At 55.4% G+C, this 26,945-nt stretch carries 21 protein-coding genes, 1 tRNA gene and 2 pseudogenes; 14 read left to right on the forward strand and 10 right to left on the reverse strand.

What is annotated here, in order from left to right:
- Window positions 1–61: 61 nt before the first annotated feature.
- The 10 genes from recJ to phoB all read left to right on the forward strand — a co-directional run bounded on the left by recJ (window position 62) and on the right by phoB (window position 10,912).
- Window positions 62–1,846, forward strand: a complete 1,785-nt coding sequence (recJ, locus tag ACZ1GM_RS09540) for a single-stranded-DNA-specific exonuclease RecJ (protein ID WP_472676256.1) — start codon at window positions 62–64, stop codon at window positions 1,844–1,846.
- A 110-nt stretch (window positions 1,847–1,956) separates the two neighbouring features.
- Window positions 1,957–2,031: transfer RNA gene (locus tag ACZ1GM_RS09545), tRNA-Glu, on the forward strand.
- Window positions 2,032–2,117: 86 nt separating this feature from the next.
- The gene (locus ACZ1GM_RS09550) at window positions 2,118–3,287 is read left to right on the forward strand and encodes an ATP-binding protein (RefSeq protein ID WP_472676257.1); all 1,170 of its coding nucleotides are present in this window, start codon (window positions 2,118–2,120) and stop codon (window positions 3,285–3,287) included.
- 168 nt (window positions 3,288–3,455) lie between these two features.
- Window positions 3,456–4,838 (forward strand): porin, encoded by a 1,383-nt coding sequence (locus ACZ1GM_RS09555; RefSeq protein ID WP_472676258.1) that lies wholly within the window; start codon window positions 3,456–3,458, stop codon window positions 4,836–4,838.
- 115 nt (window positions 4,839–4,953) lie between these two features.
- The gene (locus ACZ1GM_RS09560; protein WP_472676259.1) at window positions 4,954–5,991 is read left to right on the forward strand and encodes a substrate-binding domain-containing protein; all 1,038 of its coding nucleotides are present in this window, start codon (window positions 4,954–4,956) and stop codon (window positions 5,989–5,991) included.
- Between the two features lie 15 nt (window positions 5,992–6,006).
- Complete coding sequence (gene pstC, locus ACZ1GM_RS09565) at window positions 6,007–7,389, forward strand: phosphate ABC transporter permease subunit PstC (protein ID WP_472676260.1); 1,383 nt, start codon at window positions 6,007–6,009, stop codon at window positions 7,387–7,389.
- Window positions 7,382–8,632: a phosphate ABC transporter permease PstA gene (gene pstA / locus ACZ1GM_RS09570; RefSeq protein ID WP_472676261.1), complete on the forward strand. Its 1,251-nt coding sequence runs from the start codon at window positions 7,382–7,384 to the stop codon at window positions 8,630–8,632. Before pstC ends, pstA begins: the two co-directional genes overlap by 8 nt.
- A 38-nt stretch (window positions 8,633–8,670) precedes the next feature.
- The gene (pstB, locus tag ACZ1GM_RS09575) at window positions 8,671–9,417 is read left to right on the forward strand and encodes a phosphate ABC transporter ATP-binding protein PstB (protein ID WP_472678536.1); all 747 of its coding nucleotides are present in this window, start codon (window positions 8,671–8,673) and stop codon (window positions 9,415–9,417) included.
- A gap of 12 nt (window positions 9,418–9,429) precedes the next feature.
- Complete coding sequence (gene phoU / locus ACZ1GM_RS09580; protein ID WP_472676262.1) at window positions 9,430–10,098, forward strand: phosphate signaling complex protein PhoU; 669 nt, start codon at window positions 9,430–9,432, stop codon at window positions 10,096–10,098.
- A 67-nt stretch (window positions 10,099–10,165) separates the two neighbouring features.
- Complete coding sequence (phoB, locus tag ACZ1GM_RS09585) at window positions 10,166–10,912, forward strand: phosphate regulon transcriptional regulator PhoB (protein ID WP_472676263.1); 747 nt, start codon at window positions 10,166–10,168, stop codon at window positions 10,910–10,912.
- Here phoB and ACZ1GM_RS09590 read toward each other — a convergent pair.
- The 4 genes and pseudogenes from ACZ1GM_RS09590 to ACZ1GM_RS09605 form a co-directional block, all read right to left on the reverse strand.
- Window positions 10,870–11,604: an extensin-like domain-containing protein gene (locus ACZ1GM_RS09590; RefSeq protein WP_472676264.1), complete on the reverse strand. Its 735-nt coding sequence runs from the start codon at window positions 11,602–11,604 to the stop codon at window positions 10,870–10,872. The genes phoB and ACZ1GM_RS09590 overlap by 43 nt on opposite strands.
- 2 nt (window positions 11,605–11,606) lie before the next feature.
- Window positions 11,607–15,238, reverse strand: a pseudogene (locus ACZ1GM_RS09595) (error-prone DNA polymerase).
- 89 nt (window positions 15,239–15,327) lie between these two features.
- Window positions 15,328–16,768, reverse strand: a pseudogene (locus tag ACZ1GM_RS09600) (UdgX family uracil-DNA binding protein).
- Window positions 16,765–18,021 carry a putative DNA modification/repair radical SAM protein gene (locus tag ACZ1GM_RS09605; protein WP_472676265.1) on the reverse strand — a complete coding sequence of 419 codons (1,257 nt, stop codon included), beginning with the start codon at window positions 18,019–18,021 and terminating at the stop codon, window positions 16,765–16,767. The pseudogene ACZ1GM_RS09600 and the gene ACZ1GM_RS09605 overlap by 4 nt, the downstream one beginning before the upstream one ends.
- Window positions 18,022–18,226: 205 nt before the next feature.
- Between ACZ1GM_RS09605 and ACZ1GM_RS09610 the strand changes: the two genes are divergently transcribed.
- Window positions 18,227–18,799: a phosphoribosyl-AMP cyclohydrolase gene (locus ACZ1GM_RS09610; RefSeq protein WP_472676266.1), complete on the forward strand. Its 573-nt coding sequence runs from the start codon at window positions 18,227–18,229 to the stop codon at window positions 18,797–18,799.
- A 174-nt stretch (window positions 18,800–18,973) separates the two neighbouring features.
- Window positions 18,974–19,378 (forward strand): PilZ domain-containing protein, encoded by a 405-nt coding sequence (locus tag ACZ1GM_RS09615; RefSeq protein WP_472676267.1) that lies wholly within the window; start codon window positions 18,974–18,976, stop codon window positions 19,376–19,378.
- Window positions 19,379–19,467: 89 nt separating this feature from the next.
- Here the strand turns inward: ACZ1GM_RS09615 and ACZ1GM_RS09620 are convergent, their stop codons facing one another.
- The 5 genes from ACZ1GM_RS09620 to ACZ1GM_RS09640 are packed head-to-tail and all read right to left on the reverse strand — an operon-like array spanning window position 19,468 to window position 23,832.
- Window positions 19,468–20,493 (reverse strand): acyl-CoA thioester hydrolase/BAAT C-terminal domain-containing protein, encoded by a 1,026-nt coding sequence (locus ACZ1GM_RS09620; RefSeq protein ID WP_472676268.1) that lies wholly within the window; start codon window positions 20,491–20,493, stop codon window positions 19,468–19,470.
- A gap of 48 nt (window positions 20,494–20,541) precedes the next feature.
- The gene (locus ACZ1GM_RS09625) at window positions 20,542–21,330 is read right to left on the reverse strand and encodes a phytanoyl-CoA dioxygenase family protein (RefSeq protein WP_472676269.1); all 789 of its coding nucleotides are present in this window, start codon (window positions 21,328–21,330) and stop codon (window positions 20,542–20,544) included.
- A 60-nt stretch (window positions 21,331–21,390) separates the two neighbouring features.
- Window positions 21,391–21,642, reverse strand: coding sequence for a DUF6504 family protein (locus tag ACZ1GM_RS09630; protein WP_472676270.1), 252 nt, complete (start codon window positions 21,640–21,642; stop codon window positions 21,391–21,393).
- Window positions 21,623–23,023, reverse strand: coding sequence for a Y-family DNA polymerase (locus tag ACZ1GM_RS09635; protein WP_472676271.1), 1,401 nt, complete (start codon window positions 23,021–23,023; stop codon window positions 21,623–21,625). Before ACZ1GM_RS09635 ends, ACZ1GM_RS09630 begins: the two co-directional genes overlap by 20 nt.
- Window positions 23,020–23,832, reverse strand: coding sequence for a hypothetical protein (locus ACZ1GM_RS09640; RefSeq protein WP_472676272.1), 813 nt, complete (start codon window positions 23,830–23,832; stop codon window positions 23,020–23,022). The genes ACZ1GM_RS09635 and ACZ1GM_RS09640 overlap by 4 nt, the downstream gene beginning before the upstream one ends.
- Window positions 23,833–23,968: 136 nt before the next feature.
- Here ACZ1GM_RS09640 and ACZ1GM_RS09645 point away from each other — a divergent pair, with 136 nt between their 5' ends.
- Window positions 23,969–24,454 carry a pyridoxamine 5'-phosphate oxidase family protein gene (locus tag ACZ1GM_RS09645; protein WP_472676273.1) on the forward strand — a complete coding sequence of 162 codons (486 nt, stop codon included), beginning with the start codon at window positions 23,969–23,971 and terminating at the stop codon, window positions 24,452–24,454.
- 69 nt (window positions 24,455–24,523) lie between these two features.
- Here ACZ1GM_RS09645 and ACZ1GM_RS09650 read toward each other — a convergent pair whose 3' ends face one another.
- Window positions 24,524–25,930 (reverse strand): sodium-dependent transporter, encoded by a 1,407-nt coding sequence (locus tag ACZ1GM_RS09650; RefSeq protein WP_472676274.1) that lies wholly within the window; start codon window positions 25,928–25,930, stop codon window positions 24,524–24,526.
- A 129-nt stretch (window positions 25,931–26,059) separates the two neighbouring features.
- On the opposite strand from ACZ1GM_RS09650, the gene panB reads away from it, so the two are divergent.
- Entirely contained in the window at window positions 26,060–26,932 is an 873-nt protein-coding gene (panB, locus tag ACZ1GM_RS09655) for a 3-methyl-2-oxobutanoate hydroxymethyltransferase (protein ID WP_472676275.1), read from the forward strand.
- Window positions 26,933–26,945: the final 13 nt, after the last annotated feature.

The following is a 26,945-nucleotide window of genomic DNA, read 5'->3' on the forward strand; positions in this document are numbered from 1 at the left end:
ACTGTCGATTGTCAATGGTCAGCATGTTTTCAGCTGAGTGCTGAACGGCTAACGTGTTTCCATGTCAGTCAGCACAGCACCGGCAGTCTTTGGCGTTACGCAATCGCTATCGGGAAAGCGATGGCGGTGGCGTGCGGGCAATATGGAACTGGGCAATCAGTCGACGCTTGGCCATGATATCGTGACGCAGATTCTCCGAGCACGTGGCGTCGCCGACGCTGATTTAGACAAGCATCGCAATCCTTCCATGCGCGCGTTTCTGCCTGATCCGGCTCAATTTCGCGACATGAAGACTGCGGCGGACCGGATTGCCCAAGCCATAATTTCAGGCGAGCAGATCACAGTCTACGGCGACTATGATGTTGATGGCGCCACCAGTTCTGCGCTTCTGATCAGGCTGCTGCGCAGCTTGGGAACCGATGCCGGGTACTATATACCGGATCGTCTGCTGGAGGGGTACGGCCCCTCTGGTGAAGCGTTAGTGAAACTCGGCAAAGAAGGCAGCAGTCTGATTGTCACGGTGGATTGCGGTGCCATGGCGTTCGATGCGTTACAGCAAGCGCATGATGCCGGTATCGACGTGATCGTCGTTGACCATCACAAATGCGCCGCCGAATTACCAAAAACCGTCGCGCTGGTGAACCCCAACCGCTTGGATGAGAATGACATAGCGGCGTCTCACGGCCATTTGGCCGCCGTGGGCGTAGCGTTCTTGTTGTCGATCGAACTTATCCGGACTTTGCGGGGGCGAGAATTCTTTGCGAGCCGCGCGGAACCCAATCTGCTTGAGCTTCTCGATCTCGTTGCCTTAGGTACTGTTGCTGACGTTGCCGCGCTTCACGGGCTAAACCGCGCCTTCGTTGCGCAGGGGCTAAAGGTCATAGCCAAACGTGACAATGTCGGCATGTCTGCCCTGATTGATGCAAGCCGTCTGAAACGCGCGCCACAATGCAGCGATTTGGGGTTTGCGCTGGGGCCCCGCATCAATGCTGGCGGGCGTGTCGGGGAATCCACGCTCGGTGTGCGGCTATTGACGACAGAGGATCACGAAGAAGCACAGCAAATTTCTGCGCAGCTTTCCGTACTGAATGAAGAGCGGCGCGCGATTGAGGCGGAAGTCCAGGAAGCTGCCGAACTGCAATTGTCCGGGCAACACAATCGCGCGGTAGCAATTGTCTCAGGCAAAGGCTGGCATCCCGGTGTGATTGGGATTGTCGCGGGGCGTATTAAGGAGAAGTCGGGCAAGCCGACGATTGTTATCGCACTGGATGAGCAGACGGGCCAAGGTAAAGGTTCGGGTCGTTCTATCTCAGGCGTTGATTTGGGCGCGGCGATCATTGCCGCGCGTGAGGAGGACTTGCTGGTGGCGGGCGGCGGCCATGCGATGGCGGTCGGACTGACGATCAATGCGGATCGTCTTGAAGAGTTTGCCGATTGGATGGATGAAAAGCTTGGCAAGCAGGTAGAACGTGCGTCTGCCAGTCAGGAAACGGTTGTGGACTTGGCGGTGTCGGCTGGCGGTTTAAACCCCGACCTTGTCAACGAAATTGAGGTCGGCGGCCCGTACGGCGTTGGCTGGCCAGGTCCCAGAATCGCAGTCGGCCCTGTGCGTCTGGTCAAATGCGACATAGTAGGCACAGATCACGTCCGGCTAATCGCTAGCGGCGATGATGGCCGTAGCTTCAAAGGCATCGCCTTTCGCGCAGCAGAGAGCGATATGGGGCAAGCGCTCCTCCACGCAAGCAAAGGTCGCAAACTCTGGCTCGTGGGCCGCCCAAAGATCGACGATTGGGGAAGCCGTCCGCAAGCAGAATTGCATGTAGAGGATGCTGCATGGGCTGAGTGATCGGACAACGAGCCGAAAAATTGTCTATTATTGCAGCAAGGCAGGCCTTGACGCGCGCTCAGCACCCCACTAGATGGCCGCCCACGCCACCGATCCCGCCATGCGGGCATGGCCCCTTCGTCTAGCGGTTAGGACGCGGCCCTTTCACGGCTGAAACACGGGTTCGATTCCCGTAGGGGTCACCATCGGTGGCATTTAGATCCCAGCTATACCTTTCGCGCTTTTGCCACTGGCGAAGGATACCTGTGCGAGCTAAGAGCGCAAGCGCATCATGAGCTCGCGCGCCTCTCTTTTCCCCGCAATCGCGATGGCGTTTCTCGGAACGATAGCAATGATGGTCAGCGGTGTGAGCGTGGGCATCACACTGGTTGTCTTGCTGGTTTGGATTGGATCAATACTTCTCGTCGGCGCGACCCCTCCGGACGCAAGTGGCTCCAAAGCTCCTTTGGAGTTTTCGACGGATCGCATGAGTGACCTTATTGAGCACTCCGAAACTCCAGTTATCGTTACCCGTCGGCAGAAAATCATTGTCGCCAACGCATCTGCGCGAAAGCTCTTGGGAAGTCATATCATCGATCAGGATGCCCGCATCGCCCTGCGTCACCCAAAAGCCGTCAAACTCATCGAGAGCGGCAAAGGTGGCAGCGCGATGATTCGAGGGCTCGTGCGGCGTCAGGACATCTGGCAGCTCAACCGCAAATTGCTGGACGGCGGGCTTGGGGTTTTTGAGCTGGTCAACCGTACCGCTGAGGCAGACATCAGCCGCGCGCATACAGATTTCGTCGCAAACGCCAGTCACGAGTTACGAACTCCCCTTGCCTCGATTATTGGGTATGTGGAGACGCTTCGCGAGGACATTCAAGATATCGAACCGACGGTCGCAGATTCGTTTCTGAAGACTATTCAAACTGAAGCACAGAGGATGCAGTCGCTTGTAAGTGATTTGATGTCTTTGTCGCGAGTGGAAGCGGAAAAGCACGATCGCCCGCAAGACGTCATCAACCTGGCAAAGCTAACAGAGCGCGCTGCGCTGGATGCGGCGGGCCCTAAAAACAAAGAGCGCGTTGATTTCGCGACGCATGGCGATTTTAGTATCCTGGGTGATCAGCAACAGCTTGAGCAGCTCATTCGAAATCTGGTCGACAATGCCTTCAAGTATGGTTCCAAAGACGAAAAAATTACCGTGCGGCTTCAACCCCTTGGCGAAAGACGCGTTAGGTTGAGCGTGAAAGATCGCGGCGAAGGGATTGCTGCAGAACATATCCCTCATTTGACTCGACGCTTCTATCGTACAGACCCGGGAAGAAGCCGCGCGTCTGGCGGCACAGGTCTTGGCCTTGCGATCGTCAAACACATTGTCGAACGGCACGATGGCCGCCTGACGATTCAGAGTACGCAAGGCAAAGGGACTACCGTGAAAGTGTCGCTGCCGCTTGCATGACAAGCGATTGAGCTAGCGGCGGCGACGCAGCAGGTTTTCCATAGACTCTCCACAGCCTTTTGTCAGCGCAACGGCGATTGTCACATAAGCGAAATATTCACGTCATACGGGCGCCATCACAGTGTCATAAAGTATTCTGAACATCATATTGAGACGGGGTCCTCTCTCATGAACAACTCTAAATCTCTTCTAGCGATCGGCGTCGCGTTGGTCGCGATAGCCACACCGACGTTGGCTCATGCGCAATCTCCCTCAAGCGACGAGCTTGCAGCCCTGCGCGCCGAGCTTTCGCGCCTTGCTGAGCGCGTGACCGAGCTGGAGCAGGAACTGGACGAAGCCGAGGCGAAAACCGTTTCTGCTGAACAGGCCGCACTTGCAGCGAACGAAACCGCTAGCGAAACTGCGGCAAAGGTTTCAGAGATTGAAAAGAAGACGCCGCAAATTGCCTTCAAAGGCACACCGGAAATCAAGTCTGACGGAGGATGGAGTTTCAAACCGCGTGGTCGACTGCAATTTGATGCTGGCTTTGTAAACGCACCTAACTCTACCGGTCGCGACGATGGATTTGGCAAAGATATCCGCCGTGGGCGCCTTGGAGTTTCAGGCGACATGCCCGGTGGTTTTGGCTATAAGGTAGAGGTGGATTTCGCAAATAGCGATCTCACTGTGACCGATGCGCTGATTTCCTATGAAGATGGCGGCCTTGAGGTCAGCGTTGGCCAATTCAACAATTTCCAATCTCTGGAAGAACTGACCAGCTCGCTGCACACTAGTTTTATTGAGCGCGCGGCGTTCACCGATGCTTTCAACTTTGTGCGCCGCGTCGGTGTCGGTGCTAAATACAGCTCCGGCGACGTACTGCTACAAGCCGGTGTGTTCAGCGACAATATGGACGATTTGCCAAACGATAGCTGGAGCACTGACGGACGCTTCGTTTACATGCCCAAAATTGGCGATGCACAAGTCCACTTTGGCGCATCATTACATTATCGCGAATACGAAAATGGCGACACTGTGCGCTATCGCCAACGCCCGCTGGTTGGCTTCACAAGCGAACGCTTTATCAACACCGGCAACTTTGGCGCGGACAGCGAGTTTTCCTATGGTCTGGAAGGGGCATTCATCTCCGGTCCATTCCACGGTGTAGTCGAGGGGTATTGGCGCGACGTTGATACGCCAATGATGGTGGAAGATCCGACGTTCTTCGGGGGATATGTCGAGGTTGGCTATTTCCTAACTAAGGGCGACACGCGCGGATATAAAGGTGGCAAATTTGACCGGACCAAACCTGCCAACCCAGTTGGCGAAGGCGGTATCGGTTCGTTGCAGTTTAACGTGCGTTATGACCGGCTCGATCTAACAGATGCCGGGATCGTTGGTGGCAGCCAGAACGGCTACTTCGCTTCGCTGGTCTGGAAACCAACCGATTACACCATGCTGCTCGCTAATTATGGCAAACTCGATTATTCGAATGCCGTATTCCCGACTGCGGCGGGAGACACATCTTACGATGTCGACGTGTTCGGAGTGCGCGCGCAAATTGATTTCTAAAGCTGTAGAATTTGAACCTGCAAGGCGCGATTATGCGGCTTGTCCAAGAATTGTCGCAACCCTGTAACAAAACCGCGCTCAAGCGCGGCCAACTGAATTGAAGAGGTACCGATCCATGAAAATCCAGTCATTCGCCATCGCCGCTGTATCAGCACTCGCTCTAACTGCTTGTGGCGACGCAACAGGCGGATCACGCGACTCTGTCCGCGCGGTCGGCTCATCGACGGTTTTCCCATTTGCAAAGGCGGTTGCTGAATCGCTATCGCGATCAAACCCAGACATTCCTTCGCCGATCATCGAATCCACCGGCACTGGCGGTGGCATGAAACTGTTCTGTGCCGGTCTTGGCCCTGAAACACCAGATATGGCAAACGCGTCACGTCGCATGAAAGCATCTGAGTTTGCAGATTGTCAGACGAATGGCGTTGAAGAGGTTATCGAGCTTCAAGTGGGCCTTGACGGGATTGCTTTCGCATCAGCGCAAGGCGGGATCACGATGAATCTCACCCCAAGGATCGTCTATGAAGCGATTGCGGCTAGCCCCTATGGCAGTGAGCAGACAAACGAGATGTGGTCCGACGTCGATCCTTCGCTACCTAACAAGCCGATTCTCGTTTACGGCCCGCCATCGACTTCAGGCACGCGTGACGCGCTGAAAGAGCTTGTTCTCGAAGCCGGTTGTAAAACCAATGAAGACATGTCGGCGCTTAAAGAAAGCGATGAGGACAAATACGATCAGGTTTGCACCGAGGTGCGCGCTGACGGCAAATATGTTGATCAGGGCGAGCAGGACAATTTGATCGTCCAGAAGATCGAAGGCAATTCCGATTCGATTGGGGTGTTTGGCTATTCCTATCTCGAAGAGAATGCTGATAAGGTTCAGGGCCTGCCTATGAACGATGTCGAGCCGACTTACGAAAACATCTCCACATTCGCCTATCCTGGGGCACGCCCTCTCTATGTGTATGTCAAAAAGGCACACATCGAAGCGATCCCTGGCCTGCGTGAATACCTGACTGAATGGACAAAGATGTGGAGCAAAGACGGTCCACTGGCCAAGATTGGCTTGGTTGCTTCGCCAGATGATGTAATGGCGGCGAATACAACGGCAGCCACCGAGTTCACAACGATCGACGGCTCGGGCCTCAAGTAAGGGTAATGACACCGCATGTCGCCAATCATCCTGCTTCTCCTGGCGTTTGGACTAGGGCTTGCCGGATGGTTGGCGGCGCGCGCGCGTGCGTGGAGTTTTCGGCGCACCGATAAGGCAGAGCTTGCAAGCCTGCCGAGCTATCACGGTTGGTATGTGGCGCTATGGGTCGCGATCCCTGTAATCGCGTTTATTGCGCTATGGAGCGCAATTGCGCCTTCGCTGATCACCCAATCCGTTCTCGCAAGTGACGCGGCGGCGGACCTTCCCGCGTTCGACTTTCAACGGCAGACCTTGCTGAAAGAGGCCCGCGCCGTTGCGACGGGATCAACGTCGGCTGTTTTCAATCCGGCAGCAGCCAAATTGGTCGAACCGTTTCGCGAGGCGATCGGCCACTACAACCTTATCGGAACCGCAGTGACATTGCTCATCGCGCTTCTTGGTGGGACTTGGTCATTTTTGCGCCTCAAGCCAGACTTCACTGCGCGCAACCGCGTGGAACGTGCAGTTATGGCGATCCTGCTCCTCGCCTCCATTGTAGCGATCCTGACCACGCTTGGCATTCTGGCTAGTCTGGTTTTTGAGACTGTACGCTTCTTCGGAATGGTTTCACCTGCAGAGTTTCTGTTCGGCACCTTCTGGGCACCTGATCCCATGAGCAACCCAGACAATCCGGATGGCACGCGGTACGGCGCTATCCCGCTATTCTGGGGCACCATTTTTATCGGCGCGATCATTGCCATGATAGTCGCGATTCCGCTCGGCCTGATGAGTGCGATTTACCTGACGCAATATGCCAACCCTCGGCTACGCGCCTGGGTTAAGCCTGCTCTGGAAGTGCTGGCTGGTGTACCAACCGTCGTTTACGGCTATTTCGCCGCGCTTACTGTCGCGCCAGCCATTCGCGATATTGCCTTATCGATGGGCGTAACCAACCCCTCCAGCGAGAGCGCGCTGGCCGCTGGGCTCGTTATGGGCGTGATGATTATCCCGTTCGTCTCATCCATGGCGGATGACAGTATTGCCGCCGTTCCGCAGGCGATGCGTGATGGCAGCCTGGCCATGGGTGCAACGACGTCAGAAACGATCAAGCGCGTCCTTATTCCGGCGGCCCTGCCCGGTATCGTCGCCGGCGTCATGCTCGCGATCAGCCGCGCAATTGGCGAAACCATGATTGTGGTCATGGCCGCTTCGACCGCGGCGAATTTGTCGGCCAATCCCCTAGACCGAATGACAACAGTGACAGTTCAGATCGTCAAAATGCTCACTGGCGAGGGAAGTTTCGACCACCCAGCCACACTCAGCGCATTTGCCCTTGGCTTCGTACTGTTTCTCGTCACGTTGGGTCTCAACTTCATCGCTTTGCGTGTCGTGAAAAGGTTCCGTGAAGCTTATGAGTGAGCACATCGCCCCTACCCGAACTGACGCGTTCGAAAAGCGCCTGCAGAAACGCTACGCCTCTGAGCGGCGCTTCCGCGCGATTGGCCTGGGCGCCATCCTCTTTTCGGTCGCCGTACTGGTTTTCCTATTGGGTTCAATGACGCTTAACGGTCTCGGCGGTTTTCAACGCGTCGAAGTCAATGTCCCTATCAACCTGGCCGAAGCTGGGATTTCGGGCGACTCCGATACGCTGGCCGGCCCTTCAGGGGTGCAGACACTGGAGGCGCAAGGGCTTCCTGCAGTGGTCGAATTTTATGCTGAAGAGGCGCTTGGTGAAGAGGCTGCTCAGGAAATTGGCAGCCAGGCCTGGCGCGATGTTGCCGTTGCTATCGCAGCTGACCCTTCACTCTTAAGGCAAGAGGTTGCATTCGCTCTTCCTGCCAGCGCTGACCTTGCCGCTGGCTACGCTGGAGAGGGTTCAGCTGAAATCCAGGCGCTTGCCAGTCAGATGAAAGAAGCAGGTCAGCTGGAAAAGAATTTCGACTCTGGTTTTTTAACACGATCAGATGCCACAAACCCCCAGCAGGTCGGGATTTGGGGTGCCCTCAAAGGCTCGATCCTGACAATGATCATAACGCTTCTCCTGGCGTTTCCGATCGGCGTGCTCGCTGCGCTTTATCTAGAAGAATATGCACCAAAGAACCGATGGACGGATTTGCTTGAGGTATCGATCAACAACCTCGCAGCTGTTCCTTCAATCATTTTTGGTTTACTCGGTCTGGCCGTGTTCCTGACGGTCTTTCCAAATCTGCGATCGGCTCCGCTTATTGGTGGCATGACTCTGGCGCTGATGACCATGCCCGTGATCGTGATCTCCGGTCGCAATGCCATCAAAGCTGTTCCACCCAGTATTCGCGACGGCGCATTGGCAGTCGGGGCGTCACCAATTCAGGTGGTTTTTCATCATGTGTTGCCCCTCGCCCTGCCCGGCATCTTGACCGGCACCATAATTGGGATGGCGCGCGCGTTGGGGGAAACGGCCCCGCTGCTCATGATCGGTATGCGGGCGTTTGTCGCGACGCCGCCCGATGGTTTCACGTCGCCCGCAACAGTTTTGCCTGTTCAGATATTCCTCTGGTCGGACGAAATTGATCGAGGCTTCGTAGAGCGGACATCCGCAGCAATTATCATCCTACTCCTGTTCCTGCTATTGATGAACGGGCTCGCTATTTACCTACGCAACAAATTTGAGAAGACCTGGTGACTGTAGTCCATCCCAATCTTGAACAAAGCGATGCCAAAATGGGCGCCAGCGGTGTGTCGGTATTCTATGGTGACAAAAAGGCCATTGATGATGTCTCCATCGAAATCCCGACCGAATATGTCACCGCGTTTATCGGCCCGTCGGGGTGCGGCAAGTCAACGTTTTTGCGCACACTCAACCGCATGAATGACACCATCCCGACTGCTCGGGTTGAAGGGAAGATCACACTCGACGGCGACGACATTTACGATCCCAAGCTGGATGTAGTGCAATTGCGCGCACGGGTCGGCATGGTATTCCAAAAGCCCAACCCCTTCCCCAAGACCATTTATGAAAACATCGCCTATGGCCCGAAAATTCACGGTCTTGCGGAAAACAAGGATGAGCTTGACGCAATTGTGGAACGCTCGCTGCAGCGGGCCGGCCTTTGGGAAGAGGTGAAAGATCGTCTGCAGGACAGCGGCACAGCATTGTCAGGGGGCCAGCAGCAACGGCTGTGTATAGCCCGCGCCATCGCAGTTGATCCCGAAGTGATACTGATGGACGAACCTTGCTCAGCTCTCGATCCCATTGCGACTGCAAAGATCGAAGAACTGATCGATGAGCTAAACGGCCGCTTCGCGATTGTGATCGTCACGCACTCAATGCAGCAGGCCGCACGCGTATCTCAACGCACCGCATTCTTTCATTTGGGCAAAATTGTTGAATATGGTCGAACCACCGACATTTTCACCAACCCGATTGAGCAGAGAACTCAGGACTACATCACTGGCCGGTATGGCTAAGGAAGCAAGCCCATGAACGAACATACAGTCAAAGCCTTCGATGAAGACATCACGCGTCTGCGGGGACTGATCGCCGAGATGGGCGGTTTGGCCGAGGTTGCGGTTCAGGACTCGATGGAAGCGCTCGTGAAGGGCGACCATGACCTTGCGAAGAAGGTCGTCAAAGGTGATCGCAAAATTGACGCTCTGGAGTCGGAAATCGACAAGCTGGCGGTTCGCGTAATCGCATTACGGGCCCCGATGGCTGATGATTTGCGCGAGGTGATCGCCGCGCTGAAAATTGCCGGCGTCGTCGAGCGGATTGGCGATTATGCGAAAAACATAGCCAAGCGCACCGGCAAAGTGGAAGAGCGGGAACGGTTTGAGCCTCTTACGCTGTTGCCCGCGATGTCAGACCTGGCGAGCGAAATGGTCCATGACGTATTGACGGCCTATGCCGCGCGCGACGCGCAGCTCGCCAAAGAAGTGATTGAGGTCGATGAAAAAGTGGATGCTTTTTACGATTCAATCTTTCGCAACTTGGTCAGCCACATGGTCGAAAACCCAAAGACGATCACCACCGCTGCGCAATATCTGTTTGTGGCACGCAATCTTGAACGAATTGGCGACCATGCAACCAATGTGGCCGAGATGGTTCATTATGCGGCGACAGGCGAATATCCGGATGACGGCGACCAGTGAAATGAAACTGTAGCTAATTGGTCATAGTCTCTCAGGTGAGAACGTCGCGGTATGAGGGTGTGACACGGTGAGCGCTGCCAAACTGATGTTAGTAGAGGATGATCCGGCTCTGTCGGAGCTGCTGGAGTATCGTTTCAGCAAAGAAGGCTATTCTGTGCGCACGACAGCCGATGGCGACGAAGCGTTGATCATGGCTCGCGAGGACGTTCCTGATCTGGTGATCTTGGATTGGATGATAGAGGGAACAAGCGGCATCGAAGTGTGTCGTCGCCTGCGTCGCGAGAAGGAAACCGCGCACGTACCAATCATTATGCTGACCGCGCGCGAGACTGAGGATGACCGCGTTCGTGGCCTCGAGACCGGCGCAGACGATTATCTGACCAAACCGTTTTCTCCGCGCGAATTGCTCGCTCGCATATCCGCGGTTATGCGCCGGATCCGTCCTGTGCTTGCTGGCGAAACCATCGCTGTCGGCGACCTCTCGCTGGATCCGGTCGCGCACAAGGTTGAACGTGCGGGAGAAATTTTGCACCTTGGACCAACTGAGTATCGCTTGCTCAAGTTCTTTATGGAAAGCCCGGGCCGCGTGTTCAGCCGCAATCAATTGCTTGATGGCGTTTGGGGCACAGGCAGCGACATAGAACTTCGCACGGTTGACGTGCATATCCGGCGGCTGCGCAAAGCCATTACGAAGGATGGGATGCAGGACGTGATCCGCACAGTCCGCTCGGTACGGGTACTCGCTCGAACCTTAGCTTTCGTCGCCGCAACTCAGCGGCACACGCTGCGCCACCGATCGCTCATGTCAAAATGAAAATGGTCGCGATGCGCAGCATTATAGTCAGGCGAAAGTACGGTCGAAAAACTGTCGCATGCGCCATCGCGAATGCGGCGGAGAAATGCTTGCTTGGCCCCGCCATCATCCCAATCATTCAACAGGCTGATGCGCGTTCCATCGTCTAGCACAAAACCCGCAATATCGATCGCATTGCCAGTCGCATGTTCGCTCCAGGGTCCGCTGTCGCTACCATACATTCGCCGACAGGAATAAACGCCCAGATGCTGGATTTCAGCGACTTTGCTATCAAACAACTCCATCGCTGCCGGCGTCAGGCTGTCCCTTTGCCACAACTGCAGCGCGATACCGACAGGGCATGTGGTGGCAGGATTACTGGGCTGCAAAGGAAGCTGGTCCAGCCTCAGGCGATCAGGTCGTGCGCATGCCCCCTCTCCCTCAGACCTGAATACAGTGAAGGGGACTTGCGATCGCGTCAGAACAGCACGGCACGCATTGACGTCATCCCGCAAAGCAGTCAGCTTACCCTCGGTCGCCCAACCTACGGGGTCATTAAGATCGAGCGGCGCCCATGGATTATGTTGCGGGTAATCCCCCAACGCGGTGCGACCGGCCAGAACAAGCGCAGCGCCGAGAATGAGAATGACCGCCAATCGATCCCCTTTAAACTTGCCAATTCGCCGTGAAATGCGCGTTTTCTTTCCTGCCATCTTCAGTGAAAATCCCGCGATTTTGGAATGATCCGTACAGTGCGTGGATGGCCACCACCTGAATTATGCCATCCCGCTGACCGATTGCTGGGGCCAGGCTCTTCCCACGGTTCAACCGGTTGATAATTTTCAGCCGCTTCGCTGCGTTTACCAATTGTCTTTCGCCCATGTGCGGGCAATGGCGAATTGACATGATCAGCGCGCGCCAATGGCGCATCCAGCATGTCATCAGATAGGCCATAGAGTTGGTCGGTTGAATCGGTCATGTGCTGCGCAATCACATGGATCACTTCATCATCATATTCCACCCGTACCGCGCACTTCCATCAACCGTGATCCCATAACAACGCGTCGTTGTTTTTCTTTCAAATCAGGCCAGACAACGACATTTACCACGCCCGTTTCGTCCTCCAAGGTGATGAAGCAAACCCCCTTCGCACTGCCCGGTCGCTGACGGATCAAGACCACACCAGCCACATGGACCATGGAGCGAAACTTTCGGTTTCCAAGGTCGCATGCCCGAACGAAACCACGCTCCGCCAGCGAGGCGCGCAGGAAACTCAATGGGTGCGCTTTCAGGCTTAGCCGAGTGGTCTGATAATCATTCACCACCTCTTCGCTCAACGGCATAGTCGGCAATTGGGTTCGCTTGCTCTCTGCCCCTTCACTACGCGCCTCTGCGTGAGCAAAGAGTGGCAAATCAGGGCCACCAATCAGACTGCGTGCATCCCACAAGGCTTGCCGACGTGACAAAACTATTGAGCCAAAACAATCAGCATTGGCGAGCCGTTCAATATGCGATGGGGCAAGCCGCGCACGATCACGTAGGGCCTCGACATCAGTATAAGTCCCATTGATGTCGCGCTCTGCAACGAGTTGCGCCGCAACCGCTTCTGGGAACCCATCGACTTGCCTGAGGCCAAGACGAAGAGAGATGTGACGGTCCAGGCTTGTTTCTTTGCTTGGTCCCAGGCCACCCGCGCCCTCCACCCTTCCACCCTGATAGTGACCCGGCAGGCTCCGGGTGGAAGGATGGAGGGCGCGAGTGGTTTGGGCACACTCTTCAAGAGTACAATCCCACTGAGAATGATTGACGTCAGCAGGCAACACAGTGACACCGTGTTCGCGCGCATCGCGCACAATCTGTGCAGGCGCATAAAAACCCATGGGCTGGGAATTGAGCAAACCACACGCGAAAGCCGCCGGGAAATGGCATTTTATCCAGCTGGAGACATATACCAGATGCGCAAAGCTGGCTGCATGGCTTTCGGGAAAACCATATTCACCAAACCCCTTGATCTGATTGAAACAGCACTGCGCGAATTCAGCGTCATAACCGCGCTCAACCATGCGCCCGACCATCATATCTTCAAGCTCATGCACCATGCCCCGGCTACGGAATGTCGCCATCGCCTTGCGCAAGCGATTTGCCTCAGTCGAATTGAACTTCGCAGCGTCCAGCGCGATCTTCATCGCCTGTTCCTGAAAAATCGGCACGCCCAAAGTGCGCTTCAAAATACTGCTTAGCTCATCGGGCGGGCCATGTTTTGGACTTGGCGCTGGAATTTGCACCGGCTCCGCCCCGCGTCGTCGCTTGAGATAGGGGTGGACCATATCACCCTGAATTGGCCCAGGCCGCACAATCGCCACCTGAATGACCAAGTCATAGAATTCGCGCGGACGCAGGCGCGGCAACATGTTCATTTGCGCCCGACTTTCAACCTGAAACACACCCAATGAATCGCCCTTGCGCAGCATCGCGTAAGTCTCTTCATCTTCGCGTGGAACCGTTGCCAGCGTCAGTGAACGACCGTGGTGATCCTCCAGCAGGTCGAGACATTTTTTGATGCAGGTCAGCATACCCAGCGCCAGCACATCAACTTTCAAAATGCCAAGCGCTTCAATGTCATCCTTGTCCCATTCGACAAAGCTGCGATCTGGCATAGCTCCATTCCCAATCGGTACAGTTTCGCTGAGCGCGCCCTCGGTCAGGATGAACCCGCCAACATGCTGGCTGAGATGGCGTGGCATACCGATCATCTGTTCTGTCAAAGCCAACACCCGACGCAGATGCGGATCGGACAAATCCATGCCTGTCTCCGCTGCATGACGATCAGTGATCTCGCTGCCCATTGAACCCCAGACAGTCTTCGCAAGCGCGGAAGTCACGTCCTCGCTCAGCCCCATGGCTTTGCCGACCTCACGAATGGCCATGCGAGGCCGGTAATGGATGACAGTCGCAGTCAGGCCAGCGCGATGCCTCCCATAAGTGCGATAGATATGCTGGATCACCTCCTCGCGTCGCTCATGCTCAAAATCGACATCAATATCGGGCGGCTCGCGACGTTCCTCGGAAATGAAGCGATCAAATAACAATGCATGCTTGGCCGGATCGACCGATGTGATCCCCAGACAATAACAAACCGCAGAATTGGCTGCGCTACCCCGTCCCTGACACAAGATCGGTGGTTCAACACCGCGCGCATAATCGACGATGTTCTTGATGGTGAGAAAGTATCGCGCCAGATCTAGTTTCGCGATCAAGGCCAATTCGCGTTCTATTGTCGCGATCACATCATCGGGTACGCCACCAGAAAATTCATCAGGCGGATAGCGCCCCTCTGCACCCCACCAGGTTTCGACTTCAAGATATTCCTGCGGGTCCATGCCGTCGGGATAAATCTCTTCCGGATATTCATAGCGCAGCTCATCCAAACTGAACTGGCATGCATCGGCCACTGCGCGCGCAGCGGTGATGGCATGGGGCCAGCGCTCAAAGAGCTTGACCATTGTTGCGGGCGATTTGAGATGCCGCTCCGCATTCGCACCCAGCAAATACCCCGCCCTCGCCACCGTCGTCTTGTGTCGGATCGCTGTCATTACATCCTGCAGCGGTACGACGGTCCGGCGTGTGATAGTGCACATTATTTGTCGCGAGAATGGAAAGCCCATGCTCTCGGGCTAACCCATCAAGCCGCTCTATCCGGGCAATATCATCTCCTCGATACAGGTAACTTGCAGCGATATGTTTGAACGTTGGCAACTGCGCGGTGAGTTGAGGAAGAATGCTTTGCAAAGTACCACTAACCGTCTCTTGAACAGTCTGACCGTCAATGTTGACCACATTGCTTAGGCCAGCAATCGTAAACTCCGCTCCAAAATCTTCCGGCGGCAACAGAACCAGCTGCACATCTTCCGCATGCTGAGCCAACATGGCGAGACTGATCTCGCACGCACCTTTTTCCTGCCAATCGCCATCGAGTGTTTGCATACGACCAGCACTGATAAGTTTGCATAGACGCCCATAGGCTGTGCGATCCCTTGGATATGCAAGGAATGCCAGCCCTTCGACTGTTTCGATCCGCGTACCAATCACCGGTCGCAGCTTCAGCGTTTTCGCCTCGGTATGAATGCGCACCACGCCCGCCATAGAATTGGCATCAGCGATCCCGATCGCGTCATAGCCCAGCTCGCGCGCCGTCATCACCAGATCAACCGCGTCTGACGCACCGCGCAGAAAACTAAAACAACTGATCAGCCCCAACTCTACGAAAGGTGCTCGTGCAGGTGGTTCGATCAGATCGGGATCAAGCTCCAGCGTGCGTTTATCAGGAGTAAGTGGTGCGTCGGGCATGATGGACAGGGTCAACCCGCTCGTGCTGAGCCTGTCGAAGTGCGAGCGCTCGGCCATGTTCATCCTTCGACAAGCTCAGCACGAACGGATTACGGAACGCCTCCCAATTCCGCGAGCCGTGCGTTTACCGCCGCCAGATCCATAGCAAACAGCGCTTCCTGCTCAATGCGGGCATCACCATCAAGCCGGAGCAGATAGGATGGGTGCACTGTCACCCAAAGCTCTGCCCCATCATCAAGCGTAATAGGTTGTCCGCGAACGTTCTTCACACTCACTGTCTTACCAAGCAGGCTACGCGCCGCACTTGAACCTAAAGCTAACACAAGCTTTGGCTTTATAATTGCACGCTCTGACTCAACCCACCAACGGCACGTATCGATCTCTTTCGCACCAGGGTTCTGATGCAGGCGCCGTTTGCCACGTTGTATGAACTTGAAGTGCTTCACCGCATTGGTGATGTACGCTGCCGCCCGATCGATACCTGCTTCAGCAAGCTGCGCGTCGAGAACCTGTCCAGCAGGACCAACAAAGGGTCGGCCTGCCACATCCTCCTGATCGCCCGGCTGCTCACCGATAATCATCAGTGGCGCATTCGTCGGCCCCTCGCCCATCACTGCCCGCGTACCGCATTCAGCAATTTGGCAGTCGCGGCACGCAGCAATGCTACGCTCAATCTCGGCTAGACTTTTCGGTCGTTCACGCGCCTCACGCGCACCTGCACTCACCATCTGCGCCTCACGCGATTGCGCGTTCGCCACAAGCTCTGGAATCAGTGATGCCTCGGGCATATTCTTCCAGTATTTCTTTGGCATCTCTGACAGCATAGCCGACACCTTCAGCCGCGCCGGGTTGAAGATTGAGGCGTAGTACGTTCGCCACAAATCCTCCGTCGAGATCACCATCAGGTGCGTCGGAACGGTCAGCTGGCGGCCCTTCCCGCATTGTGTGTGTATCCCAATGCAGACTGCCGCGCGGCGTCAGGATCGACCAACGCATATTGGCAAAGCGACGTTTGAAGAAACCAGCGTTCGCACGCAGGATATGATGGTCCGGCTCGAACCAAGCGACGTAATGCTCTTCACCACCGGTTTCTTGAACCTGCCGAAAGCGCACGAAGGCATGCATTTTGTGGCTGTCGCGCCGGACATTTTTATCGAGCTCTTCCAAACGGCGAACATCCGGATCGGCCTTGTCCTGCATAATGCCCGGTGTACGCTGGAGCCGCCACAACAGCGTGTAAAGCAATCCAAACCGCTGAGGATCAGAATGAAGTGCAGCGTTACGCGCTAGGCTTAGGAAACGTTTCGGCGCGCGGACTAGCGGTGGATTTGCGGGCGGTTGCGGTAGCGCTGCACCAGCATCGGCAAACAAGTCCTGCGCCCCACCCGGCTCCGTCCAGCCCACCCGATCTGGCGCAACATCGCATTGCACCAGTATTCGTGCTTGCTCACGCCAGAAATCGAAGTCATCTGGCTGGGCCATTGCGATTGTATAGCGCGTTTGTTCGCTATGCTCAGCCAAGGCGCTCATCCTGCAAACAGCTCCAACTGCTCTTGCTTGGGTGCGAGAAGCGAACGCAGATCGGCACGATCCGTCAGTGTCACTGGCCGCCAATCCAGCGCACAGATAAATGGGCGCACCTTGGTGATTGATTGAGTCAGCCGCGCCACATCATCCAGCCGCAGGGTACGATGGCGGCGGCTCGCCAGTATCCGCCGCACCGATGTCACGCCCAGCCCTGGCACGCGCAGCAATTCCTCTTTGCTTGCCCGGTTCACATCGACCGGGAAACGCTCGCGAAATTTCAATGCCCAGGCGAGCTTGGGATCAATATCGAGCGGTAGATTCCCGTCAGCTTCCGTCGCCTGCACGACCTCGCCCGGTGCGTAGCCGTAAAATCGCATCAACCAGTCTGACTGATACAGTCGGTGTTCGCGAATTAGCGGCGGGCGTTTTAGCGGCAGCACAGCGCTCGCATCAGGGATCGGGCTGAAGGCGGAATAATAGACACGCCGCAAACGAAAGCTGGAATAAAGATGGCTCGCCTTGCCAACGATATCGGCATCATTGGCTTTGTCCGCGCCGACAATCATCTGTGTCGACTGGCCAGCAGGCGCAAAACGCGGCGCATGGCGAAACCGTTTCTTGGCATCTTTTGCCTCAACAATGTCGCTGGTCGTCTTAGCCAATGCGCCTTCGATCTGGCTGGCATCCTTGTCAGGCGCGAGCCGGGCCAGCCCACTAGTCGTCGGCAGCTCTACATTGATCGACACACGGTCAGCATAGAACCCCGCTTGATGCACCAATTGCGGGTCAGCCTCTGGAATAGTCTTGAGGTGGATGTAGCCGCGAAAGTCATGCTCCTCGCGCAGGATACGCGCAGCCTCAACAATCTGCTCCATGGTATAATTGGAGCTCTTCACAATCCCTGACGAAAGAAACAGCCCTTCAATATAATTGCGCCGATAGAAACTGATCGTCAGGTCCGCGACTTCTTGCGGTGTGAAGCGTGCGCGGCGTACGTTCGAACTCTTGCGGTTGATGCAGTAATGGCAATCAAACACACACTGATTGGTCAGCAAAATCTTGAGCAGAGATATGCACCGCCCATCGGGCGCATAAGCGTGGCAGATGCCCATACCTTCAGTGGAGCCGATCCCCTTTCCACCAAGCGAGTTCTTCTTCGCCGTGCCAGATGACGCACAAGAGGCATCATATTTGGCCGCATCAGCGAGGATTTCGAGCTTTTGAAGTGTAGTTTGTTGTCTGCTTATCTGGGCCATTTGTTCTTATTATGTTCCAATTGCAGTTTAGCCAATCGCAAAAATTGCAACTGAGTGGGAACCCATGGCTGGCATACGCGTATTTAGTGGACGGACCGGGCCCCTCTGGCGAGCAATCCTGCTTGTGATGTCGGACGTAACTAGCGGCTACAAGTCGCACTGTTTTTCGAGGGGCGCACCGACGTTCCTCTCAAGGGAGTACGTAATGAAGAAATTTTTCCTAGTTCCATTTCTTGGCGCGAGCGCGCTCGCTTTGACTGCATGCGGCGAAACCGCGACGGCTTCGGATGACGCAACCGCAGACGCCAACCCAATCACCGCAGAAGAAGTTGCTGCTGCTCAGCAGGCCTGGGGCGAAGGCATTGTCGCTATTGGGCAAACTTTTACAGACGAAGGCGACTATAGTGCACGTGCAGCAGAGCATATCGCAACGCATTATGCTTATGGCGATGATGCGACCGTTCTGTTCAAGCCGACCCTGGCGGCTGAAGATCAATTCCGCGAAGACGATGCCCAGGCGCTTAGCTATTTCGTCGGCACCGAAGGCACGGAAGATGGCGGCTTTGCCATCGCGCCTTACACAGCGGTCCGCTGGGACAATAACGGCACCGTAATCTCTGACGATGGCATCATGGCAGTGGCCATGGGCAACTATTTCTTCACCGGCACGGATGGCAATGAGACCAAGGTTGAGTACTCATTCGCTTACGAGCGTGGCGACGACGGAGAGCTAGATATCGTTCTTCACCACAGCTCACTGCCTTTCAGCGCAAACTAATCATAACCATAACTGGTCGCACTAAGTGGGGCTCGGTGGCGGAAACGTTGCCGAGCCCTTTTTATTTCCCTGCGTATTCATACAGATGACGGGGTAACCATGTTTTGAAAGGCGAGTTTAACCATTTTCGAGCGACAAGATGGATCTTCCTGGGGGCAAACAGGAGAACCAAAAATGGGTCGTTTTGGAATGGCAACCGCTGCAAAGGTGGTGCCGTCAGATAGGCGCTCTCACGAGCGTTCGAGTGTAAACTGCAGCGCATCACTCAACACCGTCACCGGTCGCCGCGTAGGTCGCCTTGTCGATCTGTCCATTATGGGCGCGCGGTTAGAGATCGAAAACCTGCCGGCAGAAGGTGCCTCGGGAATGTTGCGCTGGGCAAACCACGAATTCTATTGCAGCGTGATCTGGGCCAAAGATGGCGCGTGCGGCATCACTTTCGAACAAGCTTTGCCGCAATGGGTTATCGATGAAACAGTGACCGTCGAGAGGGTGGCAAGCGGACCAGTGGCAAATTTCGGCAATATTCCGCTTGCGCAAAAACGCTCAAGGCGAGCAGGTTTGGTTGCGCGGGGTTAAAGCAGGACTGTTATCATCATTGCTGTGTGAAGCAGATAGTTTCGCGACATCCCATTTCATAAACCTACGACCCGAAGAGGTGCCGCATACTAATCGGAGTTCTGCCCAGCCCCTTGACCTCTGGTCGCAGTCTCCAAGAACTGAAGTATCCGCGGCCACTGATCACGGCGAGCCGCTAAGTCTCCGTTGGCATCCCCGCCCATACTTGCAAGCATCCGCGTGTCGCTTTCATCAAGATCGCTAGCTGGTCCAAATGCCCAGTGACCAGCATTGTCGTAGGCCAGCAATTCAATCTCGGCACCTGATGTTTTTTCAACCTTTGCCTTGATGGCCTCGGCCATGCGGCAACCTGGCCAGAGCGTGTCATTCTTTCCGCAAATCAACAGAATTTGCGCCGTAGTCTCTTCGATCGGGATAAATGCCGACGGATATTGCGGAGCGGCATCTCTGCTACGTTTGAACATTTCCAGCCTCGGAGCATCTACCGTAAAATACTCGTGCCAATCGAGCGATTGATACGGCAGATATGCTACCGGATCACCATCTTCGCTCCATGAAGAACTGAATCGCGACATATCAATGCTGTCAAAGTCAAATCCCTGCCAGACCACGTCACTAGGCATGGCCGCAACCACAGCTCCGACACGGGCGTCGCGCGTGGCCAATAGCAACGCGCCTTCGGCCCCTTTGGAATGACCAATCACCGCAATCGGACCGACGCGTACCTTTGGGTTGGAGCTCAGCCAATCAAGAGCGGCGTCAAAAGTTTCGAGCGGCACCATATTGAATGACCGATTGCTTTCCGAGGTCGCGTAATAACTTTGATAGAGAACTGAGTAGCCCTCTTGCGCCAACTGCCTTGCAAAGACATTGCGGTACTCGCGCAGACCGCCTTCAGAACCTCCGAATAGCAGAACAGCCGGGCGCGGCCCATCACCCAGACCTGGATAAAAGTTGGCTGGCAGGTCGTTGATCGAGACGCGCTCCCCTCCATCGCCCGCCTCTACGACGATAATCGGACGCGGTTCCCTCGTGAACCAGAAATAGGCATTCACTCCGACGAAGACCAAGGCAACGGTCAGTAAACCAAGTCCAATCTTGTATCGACGCTTCATGCTATATGCCTCTTGATTTGACTGCTCTCGCTGAACTTCAAAAAACTGTCATTGCGAACCGGTATACTTGGCAGCGATCTCTGTTCTTGGGAAACGGCATGTAAGCATTAGCCGGGCTTTGTCGGAACAATTAGGCGCTGGTGTGTGGAGGAGGCGCAAGTCCATCAGGTACACATCGCCAACGTTGCCGCAAAGCTCTACAACCTCAAGCTCGACACCATGAACAGACCCTCTGGTTTCTGCAAGATTTGAAATCGGAGTGCGCTTAGGATCAAGCAACGACTTGAAATAGTCTTCCTTTTGCAGTCGGCGTTTTAGCTCTTTGGATGAGAGATTCACGGTATCGTTTGCCAAACGATGCGATCCTGCGATCACGAGCGTCGCACCACCCTTAGGTTCAACATCATCAAGAAATGTGAAAGCCTGCAGACCGGGCGAGGCCCTCTCGCCAATCTTGGGTAGGTCGATATGCCATGCGTCGGACGGAACCAACCATTCACCCTCGCTCGGCAGGGAGAGCAAGATCTGCTGCCCCGGAGAAAGCGGCATTACTGGCTGCCCGATAAGCCGTTCAATGATGGATGGTAGCTGGGTACCAATCAGGGCTGAAAATTCCTCTGCCCTGTTGAGCATATTGAGGGCATTACGAAATGGCTTAGGATATCCAAAACGACTTGGTGACCGCATCCATCGACCGTCGGAATATACTTCATGCTCTTTGGCATGCTCCATGATCATCTCAAACGCTTTTCGAGCATCTTTAGCCGGGACAATTTCCTCAAGCTTGATCAAGCCTTTCTCATTCAACTTGGCCGCTAAATCATCGAAGTGTTCCATCAGCTATCGATTTACAGCAGGCTCCCAACGTCTGCAATCAATTCACCAACCGACATCCCCTCACCCACACAACCCCTCCAGATACCAATGAGGCAACCCGCCGCGGCCATCACCGACAATCCCCTGGCGATAAATCCAGTATCGCCGTCCGGAATCATCTTCGATCCGATAGTAGTCACGTAAACGCGTGCTGCCGCGCTCACGCCACCATTCCGGCGCAATCCGTTCCGGCCCCTCTACACGGGCAACCTCATGCACAGACTCGCGCCAGCGAAACCGCTTGGGATAGCCATCAGGCGTTGCATAGAGCACGGCGATCTTCTCCGCGCGATCCAGTAATTTGAGCGTACTGCGTGTGAAAAGCCAGTTCGCCTTGAGACACTGGCTGCGGTTCCAACGGTTTCTGCCAACGCTGTGCCCGTTCGGGCAGGTGGCTGGCAAATGGTACAGGGCGCGAAACGGCTCCCTCGCCCAGACGGACCGCCAGCCTATCGATACAGGCCGATAGAGACGTGCCATGCCGTTCCGCCGCTGCCTCAAAATCTCCTTGATCCAGCGCAAGGGACTCAGCCCAGATCACCCGCAGTCGCAGCATTTCGATCCCGAAACCCGCCTCCACATCATCGAGCTTCGCCGCAAACAGTCGGCAAATATGCGCCGGGTCGCGCGTGGCGGAGGCCAGCTCAAGCTGGCGAACAACCACCTCGCCATCAACCCGCCACAAACCCAATTCCAAACGCCTTGCACCTTGCGCTTTACCCTCCAACTCTCGCGCCATATCTTCGGCCAGATCTATCAACACCTGATCTAACAAGTTGCGGTGACGGATCGGTTCCAGCAAGCGCCGCTGCACCAGCGACATTTGCTGCGGGATAACCGGAAGCAGTGGTTCGGGTACTTTTCCCAAGACCTGATCCAACCGGATCAGTGGGTTGGCCGCTGGCGACTTGCGATTGCGGAAACGGCGTTGCAACGCATCGCGCCCGGTCAGTTTTCCGTGAGCATCCTCCACCTCAATCGCACTAAGTTGCTCAATCCGTTTCAGCCCCAAACGGCGCAGGGTCGTGAGCACCGCATCGTCCAGTCGCAACGCAGCCACTGGCAAATTGGCAAGCCGTGCACCAATATCCTCACCATTATCGATAATGGTGCCATTAGGCGCGAAATGAGAGAGCGCCCAGGCCGCACCTGCTGTCGGGGCAATCGCGGCACGGATAGCCAATCGACGCCCAGCAAAAGCACCTGCCACATCAGCCAACAAACGCTCCTCACCGCCAAACAGATGCGCAACGGCAGATATATCGACCAGCAATCCATATGGTCGATCAAGCGCTGTCCATGGACCCCAACGCAGAGCCCACATGGCCAGCTTTTTCAGAAAGGCCAAATCACCTGGTTGATCAGCAGGATGAGTGATGATGTGCGGGCACAGCGTACGCGCATCCGCCAACATCATGCCGGTATGTACGCCCTCCCCAGCTGCGGCACGATTGACCGCCTCTATGTGCAGGCCGCGTGCCGTATCAGCGATCAAAACTACCGGTTCGGCATCGCCTCCCTCAGCACGCGTGATACTGTGCTTTAGCCGCCAGCGATCAAGCGCCAGATCAGGCAACCACACAGACAGAATACGTCTGGATTGATACGGTTGCGATGTGCCGTGCCTCCCTGCCCCCTCCGTCTCTCCGATCACCGGGCAAGCGCGTGTGTCACACGCTCCTGTCGCAGGCCAACTTGCCGCAAACCTGCTGCCCAACCGCAGCTCTGAATCAGGGTATCATTATCAGCCGTCATGGCCTTGTGCGCTTTTAGCTGACTACCATTATCGCTCAGGATCCATGTGTCTGGCGGGTGGCTACGCGATCGGAACAATTCAGCCTTCCAAGCGGGGGCACCCGGAGCCTGCGGATTCCACTTAGGCGGCTGTGAAGCAGCCGAGGTGACATCCCAGCGCATACGGGCCGATGACAAATCACGTCCTGCATTCAAACGCACCAGATATAACGGAACGCCGTGCCGCTCCGCCGTCAGAGTTAGTCGCCGCGAGGCTGTGAAATCGAGTTCTTTACTGTTGCCTACAATCTCCCCGATTACAAAGGCAATATCGCGGCACCGTACCCCCTCTTCCAATGCGAACAGCGCATCGGCATCATTTTGTGCGCAGACATGGATAAGGTGGTTCTGCAAACCTTGCGGCAAGCCAGCACGATAGGGTCGCCCACTCAATCGGATAGCATCGCGGGTTTGCACCCATAGAATAGTGCGCATATCTTCTGATTGAGCACCCTCATCATGCGGGAAGTTGCGCCAATCATCGAGCGCCAATGCGAGCGCAGCAGCTGCCCCGCTCGTATCATTGCCGGATGCAAAGACCTCGCTATGGCAAGGCGTCTTTCCTTTAGCTGCAAGTCCCGGACACCAACGAGCACTGCGCCGCTCTGACAAAGCGGCGGCGTCACATACGCTTAAAAGCGACGCGTTGATGGGTACAGAACGACTCATTTGTTCTTTATATGTTCTATTTTTGTGTTATTTGCAATTCATCGTCCTTCAGATGCGCCTCATCGTACCAACCGGAACGGTTTTATCCTTCATCTATTTGATAAGCATACGCAATTTTAAAATATATGGAGACACCATGAGGTATTCAGAAGGAAATCCCGACGCATTGAAGCAACAGTTTTGGACCACTTTGGCCGAATCGCCATTTGTATTCTTGGAGCGTGATGGTGCATCATCATCTGCTGTCCCAATGACCGCGCAGCTTGATAAGGATGCAGACAGCGCGATATGGTTCTTTACCAGCAAGAAAAGTGATTTCGCTAAACTCGGCCCGGCAACGGCAAGCTTCACGGGTAAGGACCACGAAATCTTTGCGCGATTTAACGGTCGTCTAACCATCGAAACAGACCAAGATCGCTTTGACCAATTCTGGAATAACTTTGTCGAGGCGTGGTATAAAAATGGCAAACACGATGACGACATTTTGTTCTTGCGCATGGACCTCGATGATGCAGAGATTTGGAGCGGTGATCTTGGCCTGCTCAGCACCGCGAAAATGGCACTCGGTATGAATGTCCGTAACGAAGCGAAGCAGAAACACGCCGAGAACGTGTCACTGTAACGCTTCGATTTGATCGAAGAGGGTCGCTCTTTTGAGTGGCCCTTTTTCTATGCTGGCATACTTTCGGCGTTAGTCTCCGAACAAGCCAAATAGCAGGATCACGGTCAGCGCAATCGGGCACAGATACCGGACCAAAAAGCGCCAAGTCTTGTGTAGAACCCCATCGAGGCCATTCTCATTATCGATCAGGCGCGCATCAGCGATCCAGCCCACGAAGAGGCACGTCAGGATTGCACCTATAGGCATGAGCAACTTTGCCGTAACACCATCGAGTGCATCAAAGAAATTCGCCTCCGCAAAAATCGGAATAAAGCTTAGCGGACGGGCATCAGCCATTTCATTGAACGACAGGGCAGACAAGGCCCCCAGCACCGCTGCGCCAGCGCCCACAATCCCTGTCGCGAGAGGACGAGCGATTTTTGCCTTGTCTTTCACATAAGCTGTCGGTGCCTCAAGTAGCGACACCGAACTCGTCAACGCTGCAAAGAACACCATAGTGAAGAACAGCAATCCAATCACAGAGCCAAACGGCATCGCCTGAAACGCGATTGGCAACGATTGGAACATCAAGCCGGGGCCAGCACTTGCCGACAAGCCGGCAGCAAACACGATCGGGAAGATCGCCAAACCGGCAAGCAACGCGACGCCCGTATCCGCACCAGCAATGATGCCGGACGTTTTTCCTAGATTGGTCTCTCGACTGGCATAGGCACCATATGTCATCATACCTGCCACCCCTAGGGAAAGCGAGAAGAAAGCCTGGCCAACCGCCGCGAGCATCACTTCCCCGGTCAGTTTGGAAAAATCAAAGGTGAAAAGGTAACTCACCGCTTGGCTGAACTCGCCAGTGAATGCGCCGTAGACAGTAATGGCGAGAAATAGCACAAAGAACATCGGCATCAGATAGACCGCGACCCACTCAATCCCGCTCGAAATACCTCGGGCCACGAAAAAGATCGTCAACGCAAGAAAACCCAGATTGAGCCCGACCATCAGACCGCCGTTGCCGAACAGTCCGGGCAACAAATTCTCAATATCGCTGGCTGCCCGCCCCTCGAATGCGCCGCCGGTCAAACCGGTCTGGAACAAGTCGCCGACGAAAACACCGATATAATACAGCACCCAGCCGCCAACCACACAGTAAAAGCTGAGGATCAAAAACGCCGCGAACACGCCCATGGACGCCAGGATGCTCCACCCTTCACTCGCGTTGGAATCGCGCGCCACCCGTCGCACACTCTCTGGCGCGGAGGATTGACCATGACGACCGATCAAGACTTCGGACAAAAGCACCGGCAGACCGATCAATAGAACACAGCAAATGTAAAACAGCACGAATGCGCCGCCGCCATTCTCGCCAGCCTCTGCGGGAAAACGCCACATATTGCCCAAGCCAACAGCAGATCCAACCGCAGCCAAAATAAAGGCGGTACGTGATGACCACCCCTCTCTGCTTGTCGCCGCTGCACCCGCCATAAATCCCGTCCCTTTCAACTTTGCGCCATCGCCCGACGCACTCTTATTGCGCATTCATGCAACGAAACACGCCCTCCGTCCACGTCAAAGCTTTGCCTTATACCCGGCGCGGGGCTAGTGAGCTGCGCTATGTCTACTACCTTTCAACTCGATACCAGCACCAGCCGCGCCACACCAACGCCCAAGCCACGTAAACGGCTCACCGTTCCTCGCATTCGTGATCACAAGAAAGACGGAGTAACCAAGGACCCGTTGGTGATGCTGACCGCATATACTGCGCGGCAGGCGCAATTGCTGGATGCGCATTGCGACCTGTTGCTGGTGGGAGACTCGCTAGGCCAAGTGATTTACGGGCTTGATTCCACACTGCCCGTAACACCGGAAATGATGATCGCGCATGGCGCTGCGGTGGTTCGCGGCAGCTATCACAGTGTCGTAGTCGTCGATATGCCGTTCGGGTCATACGAAGCCTCTAAAGAACAGGCATTCGATACCGCCAGCCGGATTATGGCGGAAACGGGCGCTGCCGCTGTTAAGCTAGAAGGCGGCGTAGCGATGGCGGAGACCATCGGCTTTCTAACCAATCGCGGCATCCCCGTGATGGCGCATGTAGGGCTGACACCGCAGGCGGTAAATGTTCTGGGCGGCTATGCCGCACGTGGGCGGTCACAGGCAGAACACGAAAAAATCATCGGCGATGGTCAAGCCGTACAGGCTGCTGGAGCATTCGCGGTGGTGATTGAGGGAGTGATTGAGCCGATCGCCGTCGCCCTCACCAAGGCGCTGGAGATACCCACAATCGGCATTGGCGCATCGGCGGAATGCGATGGTCAGGTACTCGTCACCGAGGATATGCTGGGGATGTTCGAGCGCGTGCCACGCTTCGTAAAACGCTATGAGGACATTGCCTCAGTTATCGACAAGACGGTCGAGAGATATGCTGAGGAAGTGCGTGCCCGCACCTTCCCGACCAAAGACCAGACATATCAACCCAAAGACTGAGCGAAGCTAACCA

It is taken from the genome of Qipengyuania sp. JB2-7 (assembly GCF_055693485.1).

What these genes read in the sequence shown, in the direction of transcription:
- recJ (WP_472676256.1), top strand. Translation starts at nt 62, where the DNA reads ATGTCAGTCAGCACAGCACCGGCAGTCTTTGGCGTTACGCAATCGCTA.
- ACZ1GM_RS09550 (WP_472676257.1), top strand. Translation starts at nt 2,118, where the DNA reads ATGAGCTCGCGCGCCTCTCTTTTCCCCGCAATCGCGATGGCGTTTCTC.
- ACZ1GM_RS09555 (WP_472676258.1), top strand. Translation starts at nt 3,456, where the DNA reads ATGAACAACTCTAAATCTCTTCTAGCGATCGGCGTCGCGTTGGTCGCG.
- ACZ1GM_RS09560 (WP_472676259.1), top strand. Translation starts at nt 4,954, where the DNA reads ATGAAAATCCAGTCATTCGCCATCGCCGCTGTATCAGCACTCGCTCTA.
- pstC (WP_472676260.1), top strand. Translation starts at nt 6,007, where the DNA reads ATGTCGCCAATCATCCTGCTTCTCCTGGCGTTTGGACTAGGGCTTGCC.
- pstA (WP_472676261.1), top strand. Translation starts at nt 7,382, where the DNA reads ATGAGTGAGCACATCGCCCCTACCCGAACTGACGCGTTCGAAAAGCGC.
- pstB (WP_472678536.1), top strand. Translation starts at nt 8,671, where the DNA reads ATGGGCGCCAGCGGTGTGTCGGTATTCTATGGTGACAAAAAGGCCATT.
- phoU (WP_472676262.1), top strand. Translation starts at nt 9,430, where the DNA reads ATGAACGAACATACAGTCAAAGCCTTCGATGAAGACATCACGCGTCTG.
- ACZ1GM_RS09590 (WP_472676264.1), bottom strand. Translation starts at nt 11,604, where the DNA reads ATGGCAGGAAAGAAAACGCGCATTTCACGGCGAATTGGCAAGTTTAAA.
- ACZ1GM_RS09605 (WP_472676265.1), bottom strand. Translation starts at nt 18,021, where the DNA reads ATGGCCCAGATAAGCAGACAACAAACTACACTTCAAAAGCTCGAAATC.
- ACZ1GM_RS09610 (WP_472676266.1), top strand. Translation starts at nt 18,227, where the DNA reads ATGAAGAAATTTTTCCTAGTTCCATTTCTTGGCGCGAGCGCGCTCGCT.
- ACZ1GM_RS09615 (WP_472676267.1), top strand. Translation starts at nt 18,974, where the DNA reads ATGGGTCGTTTTGGAATGGCAACCGCTGCAAAGGTGGTGCCGTCAGAT.
- ACZ1GM_RS09620 (WP_472676268.1), bottom strand. Translation starts at nt 20,493, where the DNA reads ATGAAGCGTCGATACAAGATTGGACTTGGTTTACTGACCGTTGCCTTG.
- ACZ1GM_RS09625 (WP_472676269.1), bottom strand. Translation starts at nt 21,330, where the DNA reads ATGGAACACTTCGATGATTTAGCGGCCAAGTTGAATGAGAAAGGCTTG.
- ACZ1GM_RS09640 (WP_472676272.1), bottom strand. Translation starts at nt 23,832, where the DNA reads ATGAGTCGTTCTGTACCCATCAACGCGTCGCTTTTAAGCGTATGTGAC.
- ACZ1GM_RS09645 (WP_472676273.1), top strand. Translation starts at nt 23,969, where the DNA reads ATGAGGTATTCAGAAGGAAATCCCGACGCATTGAAGCAACAGTTTTGG.
- ACZ1GM_RS09650 (WP_472676274.1), bottom strand. Translation starts at nt 25,930, where the DNA reads ATGGCGGGTGCAGCGGCGACAAGCAGAGAGGGGTGGTCATCACGTACC.
- panB (WP_472676275.1), top strand. Translation starts at nt 26,060, where the DNA reads ATGTCTACTACCTTTCAACTCGATACCAGCACCAGCCGCGCCACACCA.